Source organism: Schaalia dentiphila ATCC 17982, assembly GCF_000154225.1.
In the GTDB taxonomy this organism is placed as follows: domain Bacteria; phylum Actinomycetota; class Actinomycetes; order Actinomycetales; family Actinomycetaceae; genus Pauljensenia; species Pauljensenia dentiphila.
In genome coordinates, this window is the sequence record NZ_DS264586.1 from 1,703,908 (window position 1) to 1,725,844 (window position 21,937).

The following is a 21,937-nucleotide window of genomic DNA, read 5'->3' on the forward strand; positions in this document are numbered from 1 at the left end:
CTAACGTACCCGGGACGCGCCCGCCACGTCACGCGGGAGATGGTTTTGAGCTTGCGGCGAAGTTCACCCACTCCGCAGACGACACAGCACGCGAGGCAAAAGTAGGGAACAATGGAAGGCCCATAAACGAGGAGGACCCATGGCCACGAGCACTCATCGCGAGTCGTCGACCGACCTTCCGTTGCCGGAACAGGAATTTGTGGACAGCGCCTACGAGCGCCTGGACGCACTGCGCGCCTCCTATCGGGATCGTCAGGGGCGCGTTCACTCCACCCACGGGGTCGGCAACGCTCAGGGATGGACCGAGCGCGAGGCCCTGTCCGCTCACCTGGGTGAAATGGCCGCCCGCCTCGAAGGCGTCGAAGAGCGTCTGGTGTTTGGTCGCCTCGACATGGCCGACCGTTCGACCCGCCACGTGGGTCGCCTCTCCCTGTCTCACGAGGACGGCACTCCCCTGCTCGTTGACTGGCGCGCACCCGCCGCGCGCCCCTTCTACCAGGCCACGTCAGCCGAGCCGGACGGCGTCGTACGCCGCCGCCACATTTCCACCCGCGACCGACGCGTCACCGGCCTCGAAGACGAGCTGCTGGACGCCTCGCACGCATCCGGGCTCGAACTCCAGGGCGAGGGCGCTCTCATGCACGCCCTCAGCGAGGCGCGTGAGGGCCGCATGGGCGACATCGTCGCCACGATCCAGTCCGAGCAGGACCGCATCATCCGCGCCTCCGACAAGGGACTCCTGGTCGTCCAGGGCGGCCCGGGCACCGGCAAGACCGCCGTCGCGCTTCACCGCATCGCCTACCTCCTGTACGCCCACCGCGAGCGCCTCGAGCGTTCGGGTGTCCTCCTCGTTGGCCCCTCGCGCCTGTTCCTGCGCTACATCGAGCAGGTCCTTCCCTCCCTGGGCGAGACCGGCGTCGTGTCAGTGACACTGGGAGACCTGGTGCCCGGCGTAAACGCGCGCGGCAGCGATGACGAGGCCGTGGCCCTCATCAAGGGCCTTCCCGCGTGGGCGAAGATCGTCAAGGAGGCCGTGCGCGCGCTGGCCAAGCTCCCTGACGGTGACCAGGTTCTGCGCGTGTGGAACCGATCGGTCACGCTCACGCGCGCCGACGTGGAAACGGCGAGGCGTCGGGCGAAGCGCTCGGGCCGCGCGCACAACGTGGCGCGAGAGTCCTTCGCGCGCGAACTCATGGACGTTTTGGCTCTGCGTTTGGCGCGCGAGGCCGGGGACGCGGACTCCGAGGGCGGCGTCGATCCCGAAGTCAAGCGCTCCTGGCTCATCGAAATCCGCGATTCCGTGGACTGCCGACGTGCAATCAACACGGCGTGGATGCCGACGAGCGCACAGACGCTGCTGCGCCGCCTCTACGCTCGCCCCGAGGTCTTGGCGGCAGCAAACCGCAAGGCCGGCTCCCCCCTGCGTCCCGACGAGCTCGCTGCCCTCGTGCGTCCCCGTTCTGCCCCGTGGACGGTGTCCGACGTGCCCATCCTGGACGAGTGCGAGGAACTGCTGGGCCCCATGCCGTCATCCTCGACGACGTCGCGCGAAGCCGACGAGGGCGCAATCGAACGCGCCCGCGAGGCGATCGAAGCCCAGAACCTGGGCGGGGGCATCGTCACCGCCCAGATGCTCGCGGAGCAGGTGGCCGGCCAGGACACCTGGACACCGCTGTCCGAACGCGCCGCAAAGGACCGCGCGTGGGCGTATGGCCACATCGTGGTCGACGAAGCCCAGGAGCTCTCCCCCATGGCCTGGCGGGCCCTGCTGCGCCGCTGCCCGTCGCGTTCCTTCACGGTGGTCGGCGACCTCGATCAGCGTCGCGGCTCCAAGCGCCCACCCACCTGGGAGAAGGCACTCGGACCGGCGGCGCGCGCCCTCGCGGCCGAGTACGCGCTGACCGTCTCCTACCGCACGCCCGCCACCCTCACGACCCTCGCCGAAGGCGTCGTCGCGCGCGCCGGCGTCCCCGTCCTCTACCCGATGACGGCCGTGCGCGACGTCGAGGATTGCTACCGCGTCACCCACGTGGATGCGCCCGAGGACGCCCCGGCCTCGTCGAAGGAGAACAGCCCCCTGTGGCGCGCCGTCGCCCAGGCCCAGGGCGAGGCCGAGGAACGCCTCGATCGCGAGGCGGGGACCTCCCGCGGCCGCATCGCCCTCATTGTCGGCAAGGAGCGTGCCCGCGCGTGGGGAGCCGACGTGGACGGCGAGACGGCCCTCTCCGAACGCGTCTGCCTCCTGTCAGCCGTGGCCTCCAAGGGCCTCGAGTTTGACTCGGTCATCCTCGTCGAACCCGCGGAAATCCTCGGTGACGGCGTCGGCGACCTCTTCGTCGCCCTCACGCGCGCTACCCACGACGTGCATGTCGTCCACTGCGCTCCCCTGCCCGCCGGCATGGAAGAGTGGTAGGAGCGACCACACCCTGACACCTTGTGTCCCTTTCCGCTCCCGTCTGCCATGATGGGGGCATGACACGCGCACTGCTCCTGGAAAACCCGCACGACGTCGCCGACGGTATTTTCGCCAAGTTCGGCATCGAGGTGACCCGCGTGACGGGCGCCCTGTCCGAGGACGACCTCATCGACGCGCTCGAAGGCGTGGACTACCTGGGCCTGCGGTCCAAGACCGAGGTCACCGAGCGAGTGCTGCGCGCGCGCCCCGAGATCAAGGCTATCGGAGCCTTCTGCATCGGCACGAACCAGATCGACCTGGCCACCGCCACCGAGATGGGCGTCGCCGTGTTCAACGCCCCCTACTCCAACACGCGCTCTGTCGTCGAGCTCGCAATCGGTGAGATCATCGACCTCTCGCGCCGCGTCACCGTCAAAAACTCGCGTCTGCACCGCGGCGTGTGGGACAAGAGCGCGGACGGTGCCCACGAGGTGCGCGGGCACACCCTGGGCATCATCGGCTACGGCAACATCGGCACCCAGCTGTCGGTTCTCGCCGAGGCTATGGGCCTCAACGTCATCTTCTACGATGCCGCCGAGCGCCTCGCCCTGGGCAACGCCACGCAGATGCCGACCATGGAGGCCGTCCTGCGCGAGGCCGACATCATCTCCGTGCACGTGGACGGCCAGGAATCCAACACGAACCTCATCGGTCGCGTCGAGTTCGAGCTCATGAAGCCCAGTGCCCTGTTCATCAACCTGTCGCGCGGGCACGTCGTCGACGTCGACGCGCTACACGCAGCGCTCGTCTCGGGCCACCTGGGCGGAGCGGCCATCGATGTATTCCCGGAGGAGCCGCGCGCCAACGGCGACCCCTTCAACTCGCCCCTGGCAACTCTCGACAACGTGATCCTCACGCCCCACATCGGCGGCTCGACGGAGGAAGCGCAGTACGACATCGGTCGCTTCGTGGCCGCCAAGATCGGCGAATACCAGGCCAGCGGCTCGACCGACATGAGCGTGAACCTGCCGAACTTGACGATGAACATCGGCAAGCGCTCGCGCTACCGCGTGCGCCTCATCCACCGCAACGTGCCCGGCGTCATGGCGCGCGTCAACCAGATCTTTGCCTCCTCCGAGGCCAACGTCGACGCCCAGATCCTGGCCACCGTCGACGAGGTCGGCTACGTGCTCACCGACATTTCGGCGGGCCTGGGGCGCGAGGCGCTCGAGGAACTGAGCCACCTGCCCGAAACTGTCCGACTGATCGCCACGCCGCTGTAGAACTGTCGCATTCATCGCGTTCCCAGCTGGTCAACCGAGGCATAACTTACGGTATCGTAGGGGCATCGTTCCCAAAGGAGGACAGATGGATCTCACGACGCAGCTGCGCGAGCTATACGCACCGGGAGTCGCCTACAACATCGCAATTCCCGACCGTCCGATCCCGGACATGGTCCTGGAAGTCGCCTCCCGCTACCCCAAGCGCGCCGCGATTGACTTTTTCGCGCGCCAGCTCACATACGCGGAACTTGCTCAGGAGATGCGTCAGGCCGCGGGGGCCCTCCATCAGGCGGGCGTGCGCCCCGGAGACCGCGTCGCCCTCGTCATGCCGAACTGCCCGCAGCACGCCGTCGCCGTCCTGGGCACGATGCTCCTCGGTGCCGTCGTCGTCGAACACAATCCGCTTGCCCCCGCGGGCGAGCTGGAAGGCGAGTACGAGCGCCACGGTGCTCGCGTCACCATCGCCTGGTCGAAGTCCCTGGAGAAACTCACCTTCCTTGGGCGCGGCCACACCACCTTCTGCATGGACCTGACGACGGCTCTTCCCGCTGCCTCGCGCATGGCGCTCAAGTTTCCCGTCAAGGCGGCCCGCGAGAAGCGCGAACAGCTCTCCAGCCCGCGCCCGAACTGGGCTCGCTCCTGGACGCACGCCATGCGCACCGCGACCCCGTGGCGCGGCGACTGCCCGTCAGCAATGGAGGACGTCGCTCTCCTCATTCACACGGGCGGCACGACTGGCGTCCCGAAGGCCGCCGCTCTCACGCACGCCAACCTCATGGCCAACGTCGAGGAATCGATCGCGTGGGTTCCCGTCCTCCACGAGGGCGCGGAGGTCTTCTACTGCATCCTGCCCCTCTTCCACGCCTTCGGGTTCACGATTGGCTTCCTGGCAGGTCTGCGTCTGGGAGCGACGATCGCCATGTTCCCCAAATTCGACACCGCGCTGGTGCTGGCCGCTCAGCGCCGACTGCCGTGCACGTTCTTCCTGGGTGTTCCGCCCATGTACGAGCGCCTGCTCGCGGCGGCGCAGGGCACGAACGCGGACCTGTCCTCAATCCACTTCTCACTCTCGGGCGCAATGCCTCTCTCGGCTGAGCTGGCTGACCAGTGGGAGCAGGCCACCGGCGGCCTCATGATCGAAGGCTACGGCATGACGGAGGCCTCCCCGATCATCTTGGGATCACCCCTTGCCTCCTCTCGGGCACGCGGGGCGCTCGGTATCCCCTTCCCCTCCACCCAGGTGCGCATCGTCGATCCAGAGAATCCCTCGCGCGAGGTTGCCGATGGAGAGGTCGGTGAGCTCATTGCCCGCGGACCGCAGGTGTTCTCCGGCTATTGGAACCAGGACGATGAGACCGCCGACGTATTCACCGAGGATGACTGGCTGCGCACAGGCGACCTCGTTCAGGTGCGCGACGGCTTCATCTACATGGCGGATCGGCGCAAGGAGATGATCAATTCCTCCGGCTTCAACGTCTACCCCACGCAGGTCGAGAACGCCGTACGTTCGATGCCGGGTGTTCTCGACGTCGCAGCCGTCGGCGTGCCGGCCGGCGAGTCCGGCGAGGACGTCGTCGCCGCCGTCGTCCTTGAGGCGGGCGCCTCCGTGACGCTCGCAGACCTGCGCAAGTGGGCGGAGAAATCCCTGGCCCACTACGCGCTCCCCCGGCAGATCGTCGTTATGACGGAGCTGCCTCGCTCACAGCTGGGCAAGGTCATGCGCAAGAAGGTCCGCGAGCAGATCATGGGCGCCCAGGCTGCCGCAACCGACGCGGTTGCCGGTGCGCGAGAGGCTGTCGCGGGTGCGCGCGGCGCCGTCTCCGAGGCAGTGGCCGAGGCACGCGGTTCTGTCGCCGAGGCGATGGCTAGTGCGCGTGAGACAGTCGCCGAGGCCGTCGCCGGGGTTCGCGCATCCTCCTCCGAGCAGTCTTCCGCGCCCACCGATGCATCTGACGCACCGACACAGCGCCACGAGGAGACGGACGACGAGTAGTCGTCCCACCACCGTCACAACGATGCTGCCCGGCCCCTTCGCGGGACCGGGCAGCATTCGCACGCGTCGATTAGTCGTCTCCCAGCAGCGTCGGGGCGTTGGAGACGGAGCGCTTGCGCGCCGCACGCGCCTTGCGAGGCTTCTTCGCGGGCGCGGGAGCCGCGGGTTCGACGTCCGCGTGGGCACCGGCCTCAGACACCGTGTCACCGCCCTGCGCACGCTCACGCAGCGCCTGAATGGCCTGTTCGAAATCATCAAGGGTGTCGAACTGACGATAGACGGAGGCGAAACGCAGGTATGCGATCACGTCGAGGTCACGCAGGAACGGGAGGATGGCTTTGCCGACTTCGTTCGTCGACACGTTGGAGACGCCGGTTGAGCGCAGCTGCTCCTCAACCTGCTGAGCAAGAATCGCGAGCTGATCATCCGAGACCGGCCGCCCCTGACAGGCCTTCTTGACACCCGACACAACCTTGTTACGGGAGAAAGACTCGACGACGCCGGAGCGCTTGACGACCTGGAACGAGGACGTTTCGAGGGTCGTAAAACGCTTCTTGCAGTGCGTGCACTCACGCCGACGCCTGATCGAGGCGCCGTCGTCCGCGATGCGCGTATCAACGACGCGCGAATCCGGGTTATGACAGAAAGGGCAGTGCACCCCTCAACGGTACACGCTCAGACCCCCATCTGTCACAGGAGTCCCACGCGCAACCATCAGCGAACGGGCACGAGAACCCGCTGCCCGGGCTGCAGGGCCCCCTGAACGTTATTCATGCGCTCAATGTCAGCAACAACCTGCTCGAGTGAACGATCCGTCTTGACATTCTGAGCCAGCGACCACACGGAGTCACCGCTGACAACTGCCTTCGTCACCGTCGGGCCATCGTAGGCTGCGGGTTGGATGGCGAGACCGAGGGCGCCGGCCCCCACAGAGAGAACGACCGTCGCAAGTGCGCCGGCGATAATGCCGCGACGAGAGGAGCGGGTGCGACGACGCGGCGCAGCAGGAGCACGCAGGAACGACGGATCGTCGCCGCGCTGAGCATCGAGACGACGACGCGCGGACGGAGCGGTAGAGATGTCACGAACGGTCGCCTGCGGCGCATCCTCCACGGCGCGAAGCGGGTGGCGGCGAGCGGGGAACGAGACGGCAGTCTGCGTTGCAACGGGAACACTCATGAGAACCTCCAGAAAAACAAATCGAACATCTGTTCGTCGAACACTTGTACGATAGCACGCTCCGTAACCAATGTCGAGACCCACTCGAACATATGTTTCATTTTGCGTGAAATCGGCTTATCCTTGACGTATCTAGTGGACGCCCACCCATGCACATTTGCGTCCACCCCGATGCGAAGGAGAGCCATGACCGAGCGTTCGATCAGCGATCGACACCGCGCGATCTTGCGAGTTATCAACGAAAAGCTGGCATCCAGCGGCTTCCCTCCGTCTGTGCGCGAGATCGCATCTGCAGTCGGTTTGGCGTCTCCCTCGACGGTGAAGCATCACCTTGACGCACTTGAGGCCGACGGATACCTGGTCCGCGAGCCCGGTCTGCCTCGCGCCCTCGACCTCACCGATCGGGCGCGCGCCGAGCTCGGCATCACCCCCTCAACGCAGCCTTCTGAGAAGGTCGTTCGCATCGAGGTCCCCGTCTCCCACGTCGAGGAGGAAGGAACGGCGATTCCGCTCGTTGGACGCATCGCTGCGGGTGCTCCCATCACGGCTGAGCAGCACGTGGAGGACGTTTTCCGTCTTCCCACGTCCATGACCGGACACGGCGATCTATTCATGCTCGAGGTGAGCGGCGAGTCGATGGTCGATGCGGGCATCTTCGACGGGGACTACGTTGTCATCCGCTCGCAGAACGAGGCCCGCAACGGAGAATTTGTCGCCGCCATGATCGACGGCGAAGCGACGGTGAAAGAATTGTCCATCACGGGCGGTCACGTCTGGCTCCTGCCCCACAACGCGGACTACTCCCCCATCCCGGGCGACGAAGCCACCATCCTCGGCAAGGTCGTCACCGTCATTCGTTCGCTCTGACGCACCACATAAGCGAGTGGCGCCACCCGGGGTGGCGCCACTCGCTTATGTGAAGGAGACTCAGAAGCCCAGGTCGCGGGCAACCTGACGCAGGCGCTGGGCCGATGCGGTCAGGCCGTCGCGCTCGTTGAGCGTGAGCGGCGGGTGCAGGACGCGTCCGGCACCGCCGCGGCCGACGATCGTCGGGGCGGCCATGACCACGTCAGAGATGCCCTCCCAATCCTCAAGCAGCGTCGAGATAGTGAGGACACGCTGCTCGTCGCGCAGGACAGCACCCACGATCTTCGAGGCGGCCAGGCCGATCGCGTAGTTCGTCGCGCCCTTACCCTCGATGATCTTGTAGGCGGACTGGACGACTTCCTGCGCAATGGAGTTACGCAGCGCGGAGTCGAAGATGCCACCGGATAGGGTCGGACCCCACTGGGACAGCGGGACGTTGCCGATCTCGGCGCTGGACCACAGGGCGACCTCGGAGTCGCCGTGCTCGCCGGCCACGTAGGCGTGGATGTTCTGGGTGGCGACACCGGTCTCGCGCGAGACCAGGTAGCGCAGACGGGAGGTGTCGAGCACGGTGCCCGAACCAAAGACCTGGTTGCGGGGCAGGCCCGTGATCTTCAGCGCGGCGTACGTGACGACATCGACAGGATTCGTGATGAACATGAAGTGAGCGTCGGGCGCGACGTTCTGCAGGTTCGGCACGATCTTCTTCATGAGGTTGACGGTTGAGCCAGCCAGCTCCAGGCGGGACTGTCCGGGCTGCTGCTTCGCGCCAGCCGTGACGATGATCAGGTCGGAACCACGAACGATCTCAACGTCGTCCGAGCCTTCGATCGAGCCGGCGGGCGTGAACTGGATGCCGTGAGCCATGTCGAGGGCCTCGGCCTCCACCTTGGCCTTGTTGATGTCCTGAAGAACGATCGAGCGGGCGTCGCCGCGCATCGCACAGGCGTACGCGACCGCCGTACCAACGGCACCGGCACCGATGATGGCGATCTTCGAGGGACGTCCGGAGGACTTTGACGGGTACAGGGTCTGTGCTTGGTTTTCCACGAGTGTCTCCTAGAGTCTGCGGGCACTCCCATTGTCTCAGATAAGGACCTAACCTCGCCCGTTATCTGCACGACGTTTTACGTACCCGCGGAGCGCTCGTCCCTACCGGTCAGAACCCTTCGCGAGGCGTCGCAGGGCGCCGCGAACAACCTCCGGATCCGTCGTCGGCCACATGGCGGGTAGGGAACGCATGATGAAGCCACCGTAGCGCTTGGTCACCACGCGTGGATCGAGGATCGCGACGACACCCCGGTCGTCGGTCGAGCGCAGGAGGCGCCCCACGCCCTGGGCCATCATGAGCGCCGCGTGCGTGAGGGATACCGACACGAAGCCGTTCCCTCCCCGGCGCTCGACGTCCATCGAGCGGGCGCGCGAGACGGGATCATCCGGGCGCGGGAACGGAATCTTGTCGATGACGACGAGGCGACATGCGGCCCCCGCGACGTCGACGCCCTGCCACAGGGACATCGTGCCCACCAGGCACGAGTCGCGCTCCTCCCGGAACCGCTGGATCAGCTGCGCCAGGGTCTCTTCGCCCTGCAGGTAGACGGTCAGATCCGTGCGCTCACGCAGGGCCTGCCCTCCCGCCATCGCCCCGCGTCGCGACGCGAACAGAGCAAGCATTCCACCGCCCGAGGCCTGCGCCAGTTCCACGAGCTCGTCGAGCAGCTCCTCGGAGGGCCCGTCTCGGCCCGGCAGCGGCAGGTGGGTCGCCACGTAGCGGATGCCCTGGCGACCGTGATCGAAGGGAGATCCGACGTCAATGCCGTGCCAGGGCACGCCGGAGACGGCCATGCCGACCTGGGCGGCCATGAAGTCGAAGTTTCCGCCAATCGCGAGGGTCGCGGAGGTGAGGATCGCGGGCCGCTCGCCGATGCCGTTTCCGCCGATCGCAGCCGACACATCGAGAGGTCCGACGGTCAAGCGCGCATTGTCCGATTCGTCCTTCGTGATGTAGGCGATCGACTGGTCGGGGTCTCGCCCCCACGCGTCGAGTGCGCCGATCAGCTCGTCGATAGCGGCGCGGGCCAGGAGCTTGGCGGCGGGTTCTCCCTGAGCCTCCGAGACCTCGTGGCTGGCGCGACGGGCCGCGCCGTCGAGCACGATCATCGCGTCGACGAGGGCGCTCGGACGATACTCCAGCAGCCCCTCCTCCAGGGGAGACATGGCCGCGCCCAGCCCAGCCCCGGCCTCCTCCAGGTCGGTGGAATCGATCGAGAGATTCGAGCGCAGGGAGCGGGCCACGCGGCTCACACGGGCGACCGTCAGGTCGGCCGCAGCCTGGGAGCGCACGCGGTCGGCCAGCTCGTGTGCCTCGTCGATAACGACGGCGTCGTACTCGCCAAAGAGTTCGCCCTCGCCGCACGCGTTGATACCAAACAACGAATGGTTCGTGACAACGACGTCCGCGTCCGCGGCCTCCAGGCGAGCGGCCTGCGCGAAGCACTCGTCGATGAGCGGGCAGTGCTTGCCCAGGCACTCGGGTTTGGCGACCGATGCGTGGCGCCAGGCTCGATCCGAGACGCCCGGAACCAGGTCGTCGCGGTCCCCCGTCGTGGTCTCGCTGATCCACTCGCGGATGCGCAGGATCTCCTTGCCGAGCTCGCCCGTCGGGCCGACGCTCATGTCATGATCCTCAAACAGCGTGCCCTCGGTGGGGTACCCACCGTCCAGCTTGTGCAGGCACGCGTAGTTCGACCAGCCTTTGAGCACCGCAACCTTCAGGCGCGCGCCCGTCGCGGAAGCAACCGCGTCGACGACCACCGGAGCGTCCTTGACGAGGATCTGGCGCTGCAGCGCGAGCGTCGCGGTGGAGACCACCCCGCGCACGCCGTTCATCGCGCAGTGCGTCAGCAGCGGCACGAGGTAGCCGACGGACTTACCCGTACCCGTGCCCGCCTGTACGAGAAGATGCTGGCGGTCCTCCAGGGCAGCGGCACCTTCGGCGCACATCGAGGCCTGCCCCTCGCGCGGGGACCCGCCCATCTGGGCGACAACCGCGTCGAGAACGCGACCCGAGGCCTCGACCAGGTCCGCACTCACTCCCCGCTCACCGCCGCGTCACCCACGGTGCCGCCCACCGCCTCGCGGGCGATGACGGCGGCCAGGGCCTCGTCGACGCGCGCGACGATACGCGTGCCGGTCTCGACGTATTCCTCGCGCTCGACGTCGCCCTCCTCGTGGATACGGTGCACGAGGGAGCCGGCCGAGTACGGCAGGATCGCGTCGACGGCCACGCGAGGCCGGGGCAGCATGTCTTCGAGGGCCGCGCGCAGCGCCTCCACGCCCCAGCCCGTGTGTGCGCTCAGCGGAACAGCATTCGGGAATACCGTGCGCAGCAGTGCGATCTGCTCCGGCGAGGCCAGGTCGGCCTTGTTCAGCGCGATCAGCTCCGGGATCTCCGAGGCGCCCTCGATCGTGTCGATGACCGAGCACACGGCCTGCACCTGGGAGACCGGATCGGGGTGGGCGGCGTCCACGACGTGCAAGATGATGTCGGCCTGGCCGACCTCCTCCAGGGTCGAGCGGAAGGCCTCGACCAGCTGGGTGGGCAGGTTGCGCACGAAGCCAACCGTGTCGGTGAGGGTGTACTCGCGACCGTCTGCGGCGCGCGCACGACGCACCGTCGGGTCCAGCGTCGCAAACAGCGCGTCCTGAACGAGGACGCCTGCGTCCGTCAGGCGGTTGAGCAGCGTCGACTTGCCCGCGTTCGTGTACCCGGCGATGACCACCGACGGCACTGCCCCGCGGCGGCGCGAATTGCGCTGGGTGCGACGGGCGGGTTCCATGCGCGCGATGTCCGCGCGCAGCTTCGCCATACGCGTGCGGATGCGGCGACGGTCCAGCTCGATCTTGGTCTCACCGGGGCCGCGAGAGCCGATACCCGCGCCACCCGCGACGCGGCCGCCAGCCTGACGGGACATGGACTCACCCCAGCCACGCAGACGCGGCAGCAGGTACTCGAGCTGTGCGAGCTCCACCTGCGCCTTGCCCTCACGAGACTTGGCATGCTGGGCGAAAATGTCGAGGATGAGGGCCGTGCGGTCGACGACCTTGGCGTCGACGACGTCCTCCAGCCCACGACGCTGGGAGGGGGCCAGCTCCTCGTCAACGATGACGGTGTCGGCCTCGACGCTGCGCACGATGTCGGCCAGCTCGCGGGCCTTGCCAGACCCCAGGTAGGTTGCGGGGTCGGGCTTCATGCGGCGCTGGATGATACCGTCGAGCACGCGCGAACCGGCGGTCTCCGCGAGCGCGGCCAGCTCACGCAGCGAGTTCTCGGCTTCCTCTTCGCTCTGCGTGGTGCGCAGGCCCACGAGCACGACCTTTTCGAGTCGCACCTGGCGGTACTCGACCTCGGAGATATCCTCACGGTCGGAGGCGCCCGTGTCGACACGGCGCGTGCCCGCGCGGGCCTCGCGCTCGAGGGCACCGGCGTCCTGGGAGGTGTCCTGACCCGTCGTCGATGCGAGCGCCGTTCCGGAGCGCGCGAGGATACGCGCGACAACGTCGTTGACGCGCTGGTCACGCTCTTCTTTCGAAGAGTCCGCACCTGTGTGGGTCGTGTCCATAACCATCCTTTTCGTGGGGGCTTCTAGTGTCGCACGCGCCGCCCCCATCTGCGCCTGCGCACGCGGGCGCGATAGGCTTTCTTCCGTGGACGAACAGTATTTCACCGACTCTTCCCCTGCGAGCGCGGAGGAGATCCGCACGATCGAGGTGAGCGCGCGCGGCTTCGATCTGTCGATGCGCGTGTCGTCGCGCGTGTTTTCGGGTTCTAAGCTCGATCTGGGCACACGCCAGCTCCTGGAGATCGCCCCGGACCTGCCCGAGGACGGGACCTTCCTGGACCTGGGCTGCGGGTGGGGGCCGATCGCAACGATCATGTCGTTGGAGTCCCCGAATGCCGACGTGTGGGCGGTGGACGTGAACTCTCGCGCGGTGGATCTGACGCAGCGCAACGCCCAGTCCAACGGGGCGAAGGGGGTGCGCGCACTCAAGGCGGAGGAGGCGCTGACCTCGTCTCAGGAGTCTGATACCCGATTCGACGTCATCTGGTCGAACCCGCCCGTGCGCGTCGGCAAGGACGCAATGCACGAGATGCTGCTGGCATGGCTGGGCAGGCTCATCCCCACCGGCGTCGCCTATCTCGTCGTCCAGCGCAACCTGGGCGCGGATTCACTGATCACGTGGCTGAACGGCCAGGGCTTCCAGGCCTCGAAGTACGCGTCCAAGAAGGGCTTCCGCATCATCGAGGTCCGCCCCGCCTGACGCCCGCCTCTTTCTCGACGAGGCCGGGGCCTCGTCGCGCTCTCCGGCACCGTTTTCTGGGGGGCCGGGCTCAGGGCAGGTGGATCTCCGCAACTCGGGTCGCGTGGCCGGTGAGGAACACCGAGGCATCCGTGATCTGGGGGCTCTCCCCCGACCAATCGATGACGCCGTCGAGGCCAACGATGACCGTTCCGCCCGGAATGTCGACGACCCACTGGGTGGGCGCACCGGGGCCGCGACGCAGGGCCGTGGCGATGGCCGCCGCGCAGCACCCGGTTCCGCATGCCTGGGTCTCCCCTACGCCTCGTTCCAGCACGCGCATCACGATGTGCCCGCGCTCCCCACCCGGCTCGGTCAGGTCAACGACCAGCTCGAGGTTCGTCCCCGCCTGGGGCGCCGGATCATAGGAGGGACGCTGGGCCTGCTGGATCTGCGAGACGTCAACGGTGGGCAGGAATACGCCGCGCAAGGTCTCCTCGTCGGCAAGCTCGACGACTGTGTGCGGGTTGGGCATGTCCACCCAGATACCGCCCAGGACCGCGTCAATACCGGGAACTCGCACGTCGATCGTCTCGCGCGCCGGAGAGGCCGCCGGCCCCATGTCGACACGGTAGCTCGCCCCCTGCCCCTCGTCCTCGGATTCGGGGGTCACGCGCTTGATGCCGCCGCGCGTGGCCACGTCCAGCGTCTGCCCAACCGGCAGATCCACGAGGCCCTCGCGCCGCAGGTGATCGACGAAGACGCGCACGCCATTACCGCACATCTCCGCCTTCGAGCCGTCCGCGTTGCGGTAGTCCATGAACCACAGGCCGTCGCGTTCAACGGCCCGGATAAAGCCATCCGCGCCGATTCCGAAGGCCGGCGAGCACAGCGTCGCAACCTCGACCTCGCTGGGGTCGTAGTCGTCGTATTGGTCCGTGGCGACGACGAACGAATTACCGGCACCGTGGGCCTTGACGACGCGGGCGTGGGCAGGCAGCTGCGTGTTCATCATGGCTCCACCGTAACCCCCGACTCCAGGGCGCGCAGCCCCGCCCGCGTTACAAGCGTCGCAGGGAGGCCTCTGCCTCGCGCTGCGTCAGCTCCACGACGTGGCGCGCCACGGCCTCGTTCGAGTCGAAATTCTCCACGTCCAACCAGTGCACGCGCGGGTCCGGCCGCAGCCACTTGACCTGGCGGCGCGCCAGCTGACGCGTGGCCAGTGCGATAGATTCCACGGCCTCGTCCTCGCTCATCTGTCCGTCGATGACCGCGAGCGCCTGGGCGTATCCCGTGGCGCGGGAGGCGGTTTTCGCCTCGCGTAGGCCCACATCGATGAGGGCACGTACTTCCTCGATGAGTCCTCCGTCCATCATGGCGCGGGTACGCACCGCAATGCGCTCATCCAGCTCCTCCATCGGGCGGCGCAGCGCCACCATGAGCGAGGGTGCCACGAACTCGTGGCGGGGCATGGACGCCGAATAGGGGCGCCCGGTCAGCTCGATGACTTCGAGGGCGCGGATGATCCGGCGGGCGTTGTGCGGGTCGATGCGCTCGGCCGAGACCGGGTCGAGCTGGGTCAGGCGATCGTGCAGGCCGCGCGAGCCCATCGGCCCCTCTGCTTCTTCTTCGAGGCGGGCGCGCACGGCCGGGTCCGTGCCCGGGAACTCGATGACATCCAGGAGGGCACGCTGATAGAGGCCGGAGCCTCCCGCGACCACCGCGACGCCTTCGCGCTCGTGAATGCCCGCCACGTCGGCTCGCGCGTGCTTCTGGTAGGCGGCCACCGAGGCCTCGTCGCGAACCTCGAGCACGTCAATCTGGTGATGGGCGATCCCGCGGCGCTCCTCCACCGGGGTCTTCGCCGTCCCCACGTCCATGCCGCGATAGAGCTGCAGGGCGTCCGCGGAAACAATCTCGCCCGCGCCGCTCGCGCCCAGCGCACCCGGAAGCACGCAGGCCAGCTCCAGGGCCAGATCCGACTTGCCCGAGGCCGTGGGCCCCACAACCGCGCACAGGACGTCCGACGCGCGCCTCACCGATGTCTCCATGGCCACCAGTGTACGGGTGCCTCCCGCAGATACCACCCAACAACGGCTAGGCTTAAGACCATGAGCACAACTGACACTCTCCCGGTCACCCTCGACCGGATCACCCAAGCGGTCGAGGCCGTGGGGCTTATCCCCTTCGTGTCCAGCACCGGCCAGGTCGCGGCCATCCTGCCGAACCGCACCATCCGCATCGCTGTCCCCAAGGGCCACCCCGCCCAGGGCGTCGCCGACTACCCGCGTTTCTTCGATCCCTCGCACGCCGATCAGATCGCCTCCGCGGTGCGTCGCCTCAACGCCTCCACCTACCTGCCGAAGGTCACCTCCGGCACGACCGAGACCGGCGCGATCGCCCTGCACCTGCAGCACACCTTCAACTGGGTCGTGGGTGCGACGGACGACCAGGTCGCTGCCGAGGTCTCCCAGTTCATCATGGCCGCAGTCGCCATGATGAACCAGCTCGACATCATGTTCCCCGACCAGTGGACCAAGGAGGGCACCAATGCCTGAGTGGAAGAGCTTTACCTTCGGCGAGGGCGGCGAGGCCGTTCCCGAGGCCACGCCCGCCCCCTCCCCCGCGATGGAGGCCGACGAGTACGCCGCCAAGTGGGGCACTGAGGTCGCCGAGGTGAGCATCGCTCGCATCGAGAACGTCCTCGAAGGCGACGGACTGCCGCACGGGTCGAGCGAGTTCATCGCCGTCACCCAGCTGGAGGACGTGCGTTTCCAGATTCACCGCGAGCCGGTCGACGCCCCCTGGCTGCAGATCGAGACCCGCATCGAACCCGAGGGCGAGGGCCACACCGAGCTGTCCCTCCAGGCGGTCGCCAACCGCTGGAACACCGAACACCTGCAGCCCACCGTCATCCCGATCGAAGACGAAGGCAAGTGGGTCCTGGTAGCCGCCTCGCGTTTCTTCGTGGGCGAGGGCCTCTCTGACCGCCAGATTCACGCGATGCTGCGCCGCGGCCTCATCATCGGCCTGTCGGCGGCTCAGGAACTGCCCGGCCTGCTGGCAGAGTCTGCCCAGTAACGCCAGCCGTACATCCAACGAATAGTGCCCCGTTCCTCCGTTGGGAGGAGCGGGGCACTCTCGGTGGAGTGTGCGCCGACTACATGCGAAGGCGCGGCGCGTACCGCGTACGCGGGGAGGCCACGGGTCGCATAGGGGGGCTCGAATCGACCCGCACTACCGAGAGTGCTCCCGCATGTCGATCGCCTCGTCGTCGTGACGATCGCCATGACACAAAAGTAACGCAGGAGTCGTGCGTCACATGCGCATTTCAATGAGACATTTTCTCGCTTGTCACTGAGACAAACGATCAAACGTGCAGCGCTCATCGCGCGCGGCACCTCTGCAGATGTGAGCCTCCCCGGGCCACTGCCCGAGGAGGCTCACATCAGTGCAGATCAGGGTCAGCTCGGGGCTCCCACGCGCAGCGTGGGGATACCCAGCGACACAGTGTTGTCGGGTTCGTCCGAGGCCTGACGGGCCTCCCACGCGTCACCGGCGCGCGTGCGGCGCACCTCGAACAGGCCACCCTGCGTGCCCGAGTCGGCGATCAGGTGGTGCGGCGCGCCGTAGGTGACGGTCGCGCGGATCATGTCGCCCGGGCGCGGACGATCCGCCTCGGCCATCCCCTCGGGGAGGGCGACGTGCACGAGACGGTTGTCGCGGGCGCGTCCCGAAATACGGTGCGTGGCGCCATCCTTGCGGCCATCACCCTCGGAGACAAGGACCTCGACCTCGGTCCCCGCCAGCGCGGCGTTATCCTCGGCGCAGATGCGCTCCTGAAGCTTGATAAGGCGCTGGTAGCGTTCGAGCGCCACATCGTCGGGCACCTGGTCCTCGCGGTCCGCGGCGGGCGTACCCGGGCGCGGAGAGTACAGGAACGTAAAGGCGGAGGAGAAACGAGCCTGCTCGACGACTTCGAGGGTCGCCTGGAAGTCCTCCTCAGTCTCTCCCGGGAAGCCAACGATGATGTCGGTGGTAATCGCAGCCTCCGGAATAGCCGCGCGCACGCGCTCCAGGATGCCCATGAAACGCTCACGACGGTAGGAGCGGCGCATCTGACGCAGGATCGCGTCCGACCCGGACTGCAGGGGCATGTGCAGGCTCGGCATGACCGTGGGGGTCTGCGCCATAGCGGCGATCACGTCATCCGTGAAGGCTGCGGGGTGGGGCGATGTGAAGCGCACGCGCTCGATGCCCTCGACGCGCCCGACGGCGCGCAGCAGGTCGGCGAACGCGCCGCGTTCACCGAAGCCGACGCCGTAGGAGTTGACGTTCTGACCCAGCAGGGTCACCTCAATGGCGCCCTGCGAGGCGACGGCCTCCACCTCGGCGAGAATGTCGCCGGGGCGGCGGTCGCGTTCCTTGCCACGCAGGTGCGGGACGATGCAGAACGTGCAGGTGTTGTTGCACCCCACGGAGATCGACACCCATGCTGCGTACGCGCTCTCGCGATGGGTAGGCAGGGTCGAAGGAAAGACCTTGAGGGATTCCTCGATCTCGACGGCGGCCGCGCGGTTATGCTCGGCACGGCGCAGGAGCGCCGGAAGCACGTCGATGTTGTGCGTGCCGAAGACGGCATCCACCCACGGAGCCTTCTCAACGATACCGTCACGCATCTGCTGGGCAAGACAGCCACCGACCGCAATCTGCATCCCGGGACGCGCACGCTTGACGGAAGCGAGCTGGCCGAGGTTACCGAAGAGGCGGGTCGCCGCGTTCTCACGGACGGAGCAGGTGTTGATGACGATGACGTCGGCACCCATGTCACCGGCGTCGGTCGCACGGGCGGCAGCCTCGGGGACCTGCTCAACGGGGACGAGGCCGGCCTGCTCCAGCAGACCCGCCATTCGTTCGGAGTCGTGTTCATTCATCTGGCAGCCGAGCGTGCGCACCGCGTAGGTGCGGGGCAGCGTGGTGCCGTCCTGCGTCATCGTATTCATCGCAGTGAAGTCTAGTCGCCCACCTGCGCACCGGCGAAGTCGAGCACGTCACGCACCAGGGCGATAGCAGCGTCGATCGCGCCCGCGCGCACCGCCGCGCGCTCACCGTCGAGATGCAGGAGGCGGTGCTCCTCCCCCGCCGGATGAGCGCAGGCGACGTGGACGGTTCCTGCGGGGAAACCGTCAGCGGGCCCCGGTCCCGCGACACCGGTCGTCGATACACCGATGTCTGCGCGGAACAGCTCGCGCGCCCCTCGGGCCATCTGGCGAGCAACCTGTTCGTTCACCGGCCCCGTCGCCGCCAACTGGCTCTCCGAAACGCCCAGCACCGAAGCCTTGGTATCAACCGCGTAGGTGCACGCACCCCCGCGCACGACGTGAGAGGCGCCGGGTACGTCCACGAGGCGCGCGACGAGGCCACCTCCGGTTAGCGATTCCGCCGTCGCGATCGTCAGACCGCGCTGCGTCAGATCCGCTATCAGGTCGGCGAGCGCCTCATCGCTTACTGCAATCAGAGTCCCCACTGCCAGGCCTCCTCAGTACCGCTATCCTCGTCGCCCCACGTGTCGAGGGCGTCGCGCACAGCGGCAGACGCAACAGACGGCGAATACCCCTTGCGTGCGAGCATGGAACTCAGTCTACGGTAGGCAGTCTCGCGCGGGACACCCGCAAGGGAGCGACGTTTGCGAGCCACCAGCTGGGCCGCACGCTCCGCCTCGTCATCCCGATCGATCTGAGACAGGGCACGCTCGATCGTCAAAGAGTCCAGCCCCTTGCGCACGAGAACCTCGCGCAGTGCACGACCGGACGCTCCGGTCCCCAAAAAACGCGAGCGGACGAGCGCGTCCGCGTACGCCTGATCATCGACCAGACCAACGGCCTCAAGACGGTCGACGACCTCGACGGCGATCGTGGCGCTGAAGCCTCGCCCTTCGATCGCGCTGGTCAACTCCGAGCGAGAACACGCGCGCGCGTCGAGCTTACGCAGGGCAACCTCGCGCGCGGCCTCGATCGCCGCCGTGCCCGTCAGGGCCGCATTGCGTTCACGGGCACGCGCGAGCCTCTCGCCCGGAGAGGAACACCGGCGGCGCTCCTCCCCCAGCTCGGGATGATCTTCAGGATCCAGGTAGCGGACCACGACTCAGAATCCCGCGTCCTCATCAGGATCGATGTCGGGCACGTCCTGAGACGCCTGGTCCGGATCTGGGGTCTCGCCGATGCCCAGCGAGACGAGGATCTTCTGTTCGATCTCGTTAGCCAGCTCGGGGTTGTCCACGAGGAACTGACGCACGTTCTCCTTGCCCTGGCCCAGCTGGTCGTCCCCGTAGGTGAACCAGGAGCCGGACTTACGCACGATACCGGCCTCGACACCCATGTCGATGATCGAACCCTCGCGCGAAATGCCCTTACCGTAGACGATATCGAACTCAGCTTGCTTGAAGGGCGGAGCCATCTTGTTCTTGACGACCTTGGCGCGCGTGCGGTTACCGACGGGGGCACCGGCCTCCTTGAGGGTTTCAATACGGCGCACGTCGATGCGCACGGATGCGTAGAACTTCAGGGCCTTACCGCCCGTCGTGGTCTCCGGGGAGCCGAAGAAGACGCCGATCTTTTCGCGCAGCTGGTTGATAAAGATCGCGGTCGTGCCGGTCGCGGACAGGGCGCCCGTGATCTTACGCAGGGCCTGGCTCATCAGGCGGGCCTGCAGGCCGACGTGAGAGTCACCCATCTCACCTTCGATTTCCGCCTTGGGCACGAGCGCCGCGACAGAGTCGATGACGATGATGTCGATGCCGCCAGAGCGGATCAGCATGTCTGCAATCTCGAGGGCCTGCTCACCCGTATCGGGCTGGGAGACCAGGAGGGAGTCCGTGTCGACACCCAAGGCGCGCGCATAAACGGGGTCGAGAGCGTGCTCAGCGTCGATGAAGGCCGCGTTACCGCCGGCCTTCTGGGCGTTGGCGACGGCGTGCAGAGCGACCGTGGTCTTACCGGAGGACTCGGGGCCGTAGACCTCGATGACTCGTCCGCGCGGGAGGCCACCGATGCCGAGGGCGACGTCGAGAGCGAGGGAACCCGTGGGGATCACCTGAACGGGCGGGCGGTTGTCATCGCCCAGGCGCATGACGGAGCCCTTGCCGAACTGCTTATCAATCTGCGACAGGGCGACTTCGAGAGCCTTATTGCGATCGTTGGTCGCGGGCTTTGCGGCGGGTGCTTTACGGGCTGCCATGGTGTTCCTTTCGTCTGCGGCCTCTCCGGCCTGCGGGTATCCTGGCCTGGAATGCCACCCCTCTCCGAGGCGACATGACGAGTATGCGACCGGCCATCGTCATCTGCGTCCCGCGCGCGTCACCCCTGTGGATGACACGCGTCGGAGCGTCGTCGCCCACAAGCTTAAATGGAACACATGTTCGATTGTCGATCGACACGCCGCCTACCGATCAGACGGACATCGATCACACCGACAAGCCGGGTCGATCAGCGCCTCCGCTCACGCGGATCCACGCGATGAATCCAGCGTGCATCCTCGCGCCCGGTTTCCTCGCACAGGGTCGCCCAGACCGCGTCAGGATTCGCGCCGGAGGACAGCGCATCGCGCGCGGTCGCCCCCAGCGAGGCCAGATAGAGGTCGGAGACATACGAGCGGCCGAGGGCCGACCCGAAGGTCGCCTCGACCGCCTCGTAAAACTCAGAGTGCTTCACGCGTCAGGAAATCAGCGTGACGGGCACGATATCATCGGGCACCGCGTCAGGAATGACCGCACCATCGATGATCGCCATGCGCTCGGAAACCTCGCGAAGCACGAACCACAGCGGCACGCGCAGAGCCGAGGTGATCGCCTCAAGCAGCTCCGACGAGGCCTCCTTCTGGCCGCGCTCAACCTCGGACAGGTAGCCGAGGGAGACCTGGGCCTCCGAAGAGACTTCGCGCAGGGTTCGACCCTGGCGCTGGCGGATGCCGCGCAGGACATCGCCCAGTTCGCTGCGCAGCAGCGGGGTTTCGCTCAGTGTCTTTTCCATACTGTTACTGTAGCCGTTCTGTTTTGAGGGACGCATTGTAAGTTCGCACATCGAAACGCTGTGACGTTCCGCTTTCATTCCTCGCGTTGCATTCATACCCGTACAACGCGGGCACTTTCAGGCTTATTCCACCGCCGATTCGATGTCGATATGGGTTGCGTCACCCGCACTCAACTTTGGGCATGCTGGCCCGCAGTGCCCCGGCGTGACGGCGCAGACTCCTCCGGAGCATCATTGTCGCGCGAGTCCGCCACGGCCTCGCCAGCGCTCGCCCCGCGCATGAGGCGCACGCCGTCGATGACGTACATGAAGCCCGAGTAGAGCGTCAGCGCGAGCGCAACGCCCGCGAAAATCTGCCCGAGGCGAATGAGAAGGATAACCCACCACTCATTGCCGTCATTGATGTGCTTGAAGTGCGCCCACGGGATCAGCAGGGCCCCCAGGGCCACCATCTGCATGAAGGTCTTGAGCTTGCCCGCCTGGTTGGCAGACACGACGACTCCGCGGCGCAGGAAAAAGGCACGCATCGCGGTGATACCCAGCTCGCGCACGGCGATGAGGATCGTCACCCACCAGGGCAGATACCCCTGGTAGGACAGCAGGGCGAAGCCGCACAGGGTCAGGGCCTTGTCGGCGATAGGGTCGGCGATGCGACCGAAGTCGGTGATCTGCCCCCAGGAGCGCGCGAGTTTCCCGTCGAAGCGGTCCGTGATCGCGGCGACCGCGAAGACGACGAATGCCGCCCACAGCGCGGTCCACGACGCGCTTTGCAGGCCCAGGACCACGAACACTGGAACGAGGACCAGACGTACAACGGTCAGCGCGTTGGGCAGGTTCACCACGGGAACCTTGCTGCCTCGCTGCACGCGCGACACGTTCTCGCTCATGACCG

21 protein-coding genes are annotated in these 21,937 nt (G+C 67.0%); 7 read left to right on the plus strand and 14 right to left on the minus strand.

The window, feature by feature from the left end:
- Positions 1 to 139: 139 nt before the first annotated feature.
- The 3 genes from ACTODO_RS07255 to ACTODO_RS07265 all read left to right on the plus strand — a co-directional run bounded on the left by ACTODO_RS07255 (position 140) and on the right by ACTODO_RS07265 (position 5,671).
- A complete protein-coding gene (locus tag ACTODO_RS07255; RefSeq protein WP_003792701.1) occupies positions 140 to 2,413 on the plus strand; it encodes a HelD family protein in 2,274 nt (757 codons plus the stop codon).
- Between the two features lie 59 nt (positions 2,414 to 2,472).
- A complete protein-coding gene (gene serA, locus ACTODO_RS07260; protein WP_003792702.1) occupies positions 2,473 to 3,678 on the plus strand; it encodes a phosphoglycerate dehydrogenase in 1,206 nt (401 codons plus the stop codon).
- Positions 3,679 to 3,763: 85 nt separating this feature from the next.
- Positions 3,764 to 5,671 (plus strand): AMP-binding protein, encoded by a 1,908-nt coding sequence (locus tag ACTODO_RS07265; protein ID WP_003792703.1) that lies wholly within the window; start codon positions 3,764 to 3,766, stop codon positions 5,669 to 5,671.
- Between the two features lie 70 nt (positions 5,672 to 5,741).
- Here ACTODO_RS07265 and nrdR read toward each other — a convergent pair whose 3' ends face one another.
- Positions 5,742 to 6,329 carry a transcriptional regulator NrdR gene (gene nrdR / locus ACTODO_RS07270; protein WP_003792704.1) on the minus strand — a complete coding sequence of 196 codons (588 nt, stop codon included), beginning with the start codon at positions 6,327 to 6,329 and terminating at the stop codon, positions 5,742 to 5,744.
- 56 nt (positions 6,330 to 6,385) lie between these two features.
- The gene (locus tag ACTODO_RS07275) at positions 6,386 to 6,850 is read right to left on the minus strand and encodes a LysM peptidoglycan-binding domain-containing protein (protein WP_034512290.1); all 465 of its coding nucleotides are present in this window, start codon (positions 6,848 to 6,850) and stop codon (positions 6,386 to 6,388) included.
- A 186-nt stretch (positions 6,851 to 7,036) separates the two neighbouring features.
- On the opposite strand from ACTODO_RS07275, the gene lexA reads away from it, so the two are divergent.
- Entirely contained in the window at positions 7,037 to 7,717 is a 681-nt protein-coding gene (gene lexA, locus ACTODO_RS07285; RefSeq protein ID WP_003792708.1) for a transcriptional repressor LexA, read from the plus strand.
- A 60-nt stretch (positions 7,718 to 7,777) separates the two neighbouring features.
- Here lexA and ACTODO_RS07290 read toward each other — a convergent pair whose 3' ends face one another.
- From ACTODO_RS07290 to hflX, 3 genes are all read right to left on the minus strand, one after another.
- Positions 7,778 to 8,767: an L-lactate dehydrogenase gene (locus tag ACTODO_RS07290; RefSeq protein ID WP_034512293.1), complete on the minus strand. Its 990-nt coding sequence runs from the start codon at positions 8,765 to 8,767 to the stop codon at positions 7,778 to 7,780.
- Between the two features lie 102 nt (positions 8,768 to 8,869).
- Positions 8,870 to 10,810, minus strand: a complete 1,941-nt coding sequence (locus tag ACTODO_RS07295; RefSeq protein ID WP_003792710.1) for an ATP-dependent DNA helicase — start codon at positions 10,808 to 10,810, stop codon at positions 8,870 to 8,872.
- Complete coding sequence (gene hflX / locus ACTODO_RS07300) at positions 10,807 to 12,339, minus strand: GTPase HflX (protein WP_034512298.1); 1,533 nt, start codon at positions 12,337 to 12,339, stop codon at positions 10,807 to 10,809. The genes ACTODO_RS07295 and hflX overlap by 4 nt, the downstream gene beginning before the upstream one ends.
- A gap of 85 nt (positions 12,340 to 12,424) precedes the next feature.
- Here hflX and ACTODO_RS07305 point away from each other — a divergent pair, with 85 nt between their 5' ends.
- The gene (locus ACTODO_RS07305) at positions 12,425 to 13,039 is read left to right on the plus strand and encodes a class I SAM-dependent methyltransferase (protein WP_003792712.1); all 615 of its coding nucleotides are present in this window, start codon (positions 12,425 to 12,427) and stop codon (positions 13,037 to 13,039) included.
- A gap of 70 nt (positions 13,040 to 13,109) precedes the next feature.
- Here the strand turns inward: ACTODO_RS07305 and dapF are convergent, their stop codons facing one another.
- Positions 13,110 to 14,033, minus strand: a complete 924-nt coding sequence (dapF, locus tag ACTODO_RS07310) for a diaminopimelate epimerase (protein WP_003792713.1) — start codon at positions 14,031 to 14,033, stop codon at positions 13,110 to 13,112.
- Positions 14,034 to 14,079: 46 nt separating this feature from the next.
- Entirely contained in the window at positions 14,080 to 15,069 is a 990-nt protein-coding gene (gene miaA, locus ACTODO_RS07315) for a tRNA (adenosine(37)-N6)-dimethylallyltransferase MiaA (RefSeq protein ID WP_003792714.1), read from the minus strand.
- Between the two features lie 60 nt (positions 15,070 to 15,129).
- Here miaA and ACTODO_RS07320 point away from each other — a divergent pair, with 60 nt between their 5' ends.
- The gene (locus ACTODO_RS07320) at positions 15,130 to 15,576 is read left to right on the plus strand and encodes a YbjN domain-containing protein (protein ID WP_003792716.1); all 447 of its coding nucleotides are present in this window, start codon (positions 15,130 to 15,132) and stop codon (positions 15,574 to 15,576) included.
- The gene (locus tag ACTODO_RS07325) at positions 15,569 to 16,099 is read left to right on the plus strand and encodes a hypothetical protein (protein ID WP_003792717.1); all 531 of its coding nucleotides are present in this window, start codon (positions 15,569 to 15,571) and stop codon (positions 16,097 to 16,099) included. Before ACTODO_RS07320 ends, ACTODO_RS07325 begins: the two co-directional genes overlap by 8 nt.
- Positions 16,100 to 16,482: 383 nt before the next feature.
- Here the strand turns inward: ACTODO_RS07325 and miaB are convergent, their stop codons facing one another.
- The 7 genes from miaB to pgsA all read right to left on the minus strand — a co-directional run bounded on the left by miaB (position 16,483) and on the right by pgsA (position 21,932).
- Entirely contained in the window at positions 16,483 to 18,021 is a 1,539-nt protein-coding gene (gene miaB / locus ACTODO_RS07330; protein WP_003792718.1) for a tRNA (N6-isopentenyl adenosine(37)-C2)-methylthiotransferase MiaB, read from the minus strand.
- 11 nt (positions 18,022 to 18,032) lie between these two features.
- The gene (locus ACTODO_RS07335) at positions 18,033 to 18,545 is read right to left on the minus strand and encodes a CinA family protein (protein WP_003792719.1); all 513 of its coding nucleotides are present in this window, start codon (positions 18,543 to 18,545) and stop codon (positions 18,033 to 18,035) included.
- Positions 18,533 to 19,159: a regulatory protein RecX gene (locus ACTODO_RS07340; RefSeq protein ID WP_003792720.1), complete on the minus strand. Its 627-nt coding sequence runs from the start codon at positions 19,157 to 19,159 to the stop codon at positions 18,533 to 18,535. The genes ACTODO_RS07335 and ACTODO_RS07340 overlap by 13 nt, the downstream gene beginning before the upstream one ends.
- Positions 19,160 to 19,162: 3 nt before the next feature.
- Positions 19,163 to 20,254, minus strand: a complete 1,092-nt coding sequence (gene recA, locus ACTODO_RS07345; RefSeq protein ID WP_003792721.1) for a recombinase RecA — start codon at positions 20,252 to 20,254, stop codon at positions 19,163 to 19,165.
- A gap of 248 nt (positions 20,255 to 20,502) precedes the next feature.
- A complete protein-coding gene (locus ACTODO_RS07350) occupies positions 20,503 to 20,727 on the minus strand; it encodes a DUF3046 domain-containing protein (protein ID WP_003792722.1) in 225 nt (74 codons plus the stop codon).
- 3 nt (positions 20,728 to 20,730) lie between these two features.
- Complete coding sequence (locus ACTODO_RS07355; RefSeq protein ID WP_003792723.1) at positions 20,731 to 21,045, minus strand: helix-turn-helix domain-containing protein; 315 nt, start codon at positions 21,043 to 21,045, stop codon at positions 20,731 to 20,733.
- 170 nt (positions 21,046 to 21,215) lie between these two features.
- The gene (pgsA, locus tag ACTODO_RS07360) at positions 21,216 to 21,932 is read right to left on the minus strand and encodes a CDP-diacylglycerol--glycerol-3-phosphate 3-phosphatidyltransferase (protein ID WP_003792724.1); all 717 of its coding nucleotides are present in this window, start codon (positions 21,930 to 21,932) and stop codon (positions 21,216 to 21,218) included.
- Between the last annotated feature and the right edge of the window lie 5 nt (positions 21,933 to 21,937).

What these genes read in the sequence shown, in the direction of transcription:
- ACTODO_RS07255 (WP_003792701.1), top strand. Translation starts at nt 140, where the DNA reads ATGGCCACGAGCACTCATCGCGAGTCGTCGACCGACCTTCCGTTGCCG.
- serA (WP_003792702.1), top strand. Translation starts at nt 2,473, where the DNA reads ATGACACGCGCACTGCTCCTGGAAAACCCGCACGACGTCGCCGACGGT.
- ACTODO_RS07265 (WP_003792703.1), top strand. Translation starts at nt 3,764, where the DNA reads ATGGATCTCACGACGCAGCTGCGCGAGCTATACGCACCGGGAGTCGCC.
- ACTODO_RS07275 (WP_034512290.1), bottom strand. Translation starts at nt 6,850, where the DNA reads ATGAGTGTTCCCGTTGCAACGCAGACTGCCGTCTCGTTCCCCGCTCGC.
- lexA (WP_003792708.1), top strand. Translation starts at nt 7,037, where the DNA reads ATGACCGAGCGTTCGATCAGCGATCGACACCGCGCGATCTTGCGAGTT.
- hflX (WP_034512298.1), bottom strand. Translation starts at nt 12,339, where the DNA reads ATGGACACGACCCACACAGGTGCGGACTCTTCGAAAGAAGAGCGTGAC.
- dapF (WP_003792713.1), bottom strand. Translation starts at nt 14,033, where the DNA reads ATGATGAACACGCAGCTGCCTGCCCACGCCCGCGTCGTCAAGGCCCAC.
- miaA (WP_003792714.1), bottom strand. Translation starts at nt 15,069, where the DNA reads ATGGAGACATCGGTGAGGCGCGCGTCGGACGTCCTGTGCGCGGTTGTG.
- ACTODO_RS07320 (WP_003792716.1), top strand. Translation starts at nt 15,130, where the DNA reads ATGAGCACAACTGACACTCTCCCGGTCACCCTCGACCGGATCACCCAA.
- ACTODO_RS07325 (WP_003792717.1), top strand. Translation starts at nt 15,569, where the DNA reads ATGCCTGAGTGGAAGAGCTTTACCTTCGGCGAGGGCGGCGAGGCCGTT.
- miaB (WP_003792718.1), bottom strand. Translation starts at nt 18,021, where the DNA reads ATGAATACGATGACGCAGGACGGCACCACGCTGCCCCGCACCTACGCG.
- recA (WP_003792721.1), bottom strand. Translation starts at nt 20,254, where the DNA reads ATGGCAGCCCGTAAAGCACCCGCCGCAAAGCCCGCGACCAACGATCGC.
- ACTODO_RS07355 (WP_003792723.1), bottom strand. Translation starts at nt 21,045, where the DNA reads ATGGAAAAGACACTGAGCGAAACCCCGCTGCTGCGCAGCGAACTGGGC.
- pgsA (WP_003792724.1), bottom strand. Translation starts at nt 21,932, where the DNA reads ATGAGCGAGAACGTGTCGCGCGTGCAGCGAGGCAGCAAGGTTCCCGTG.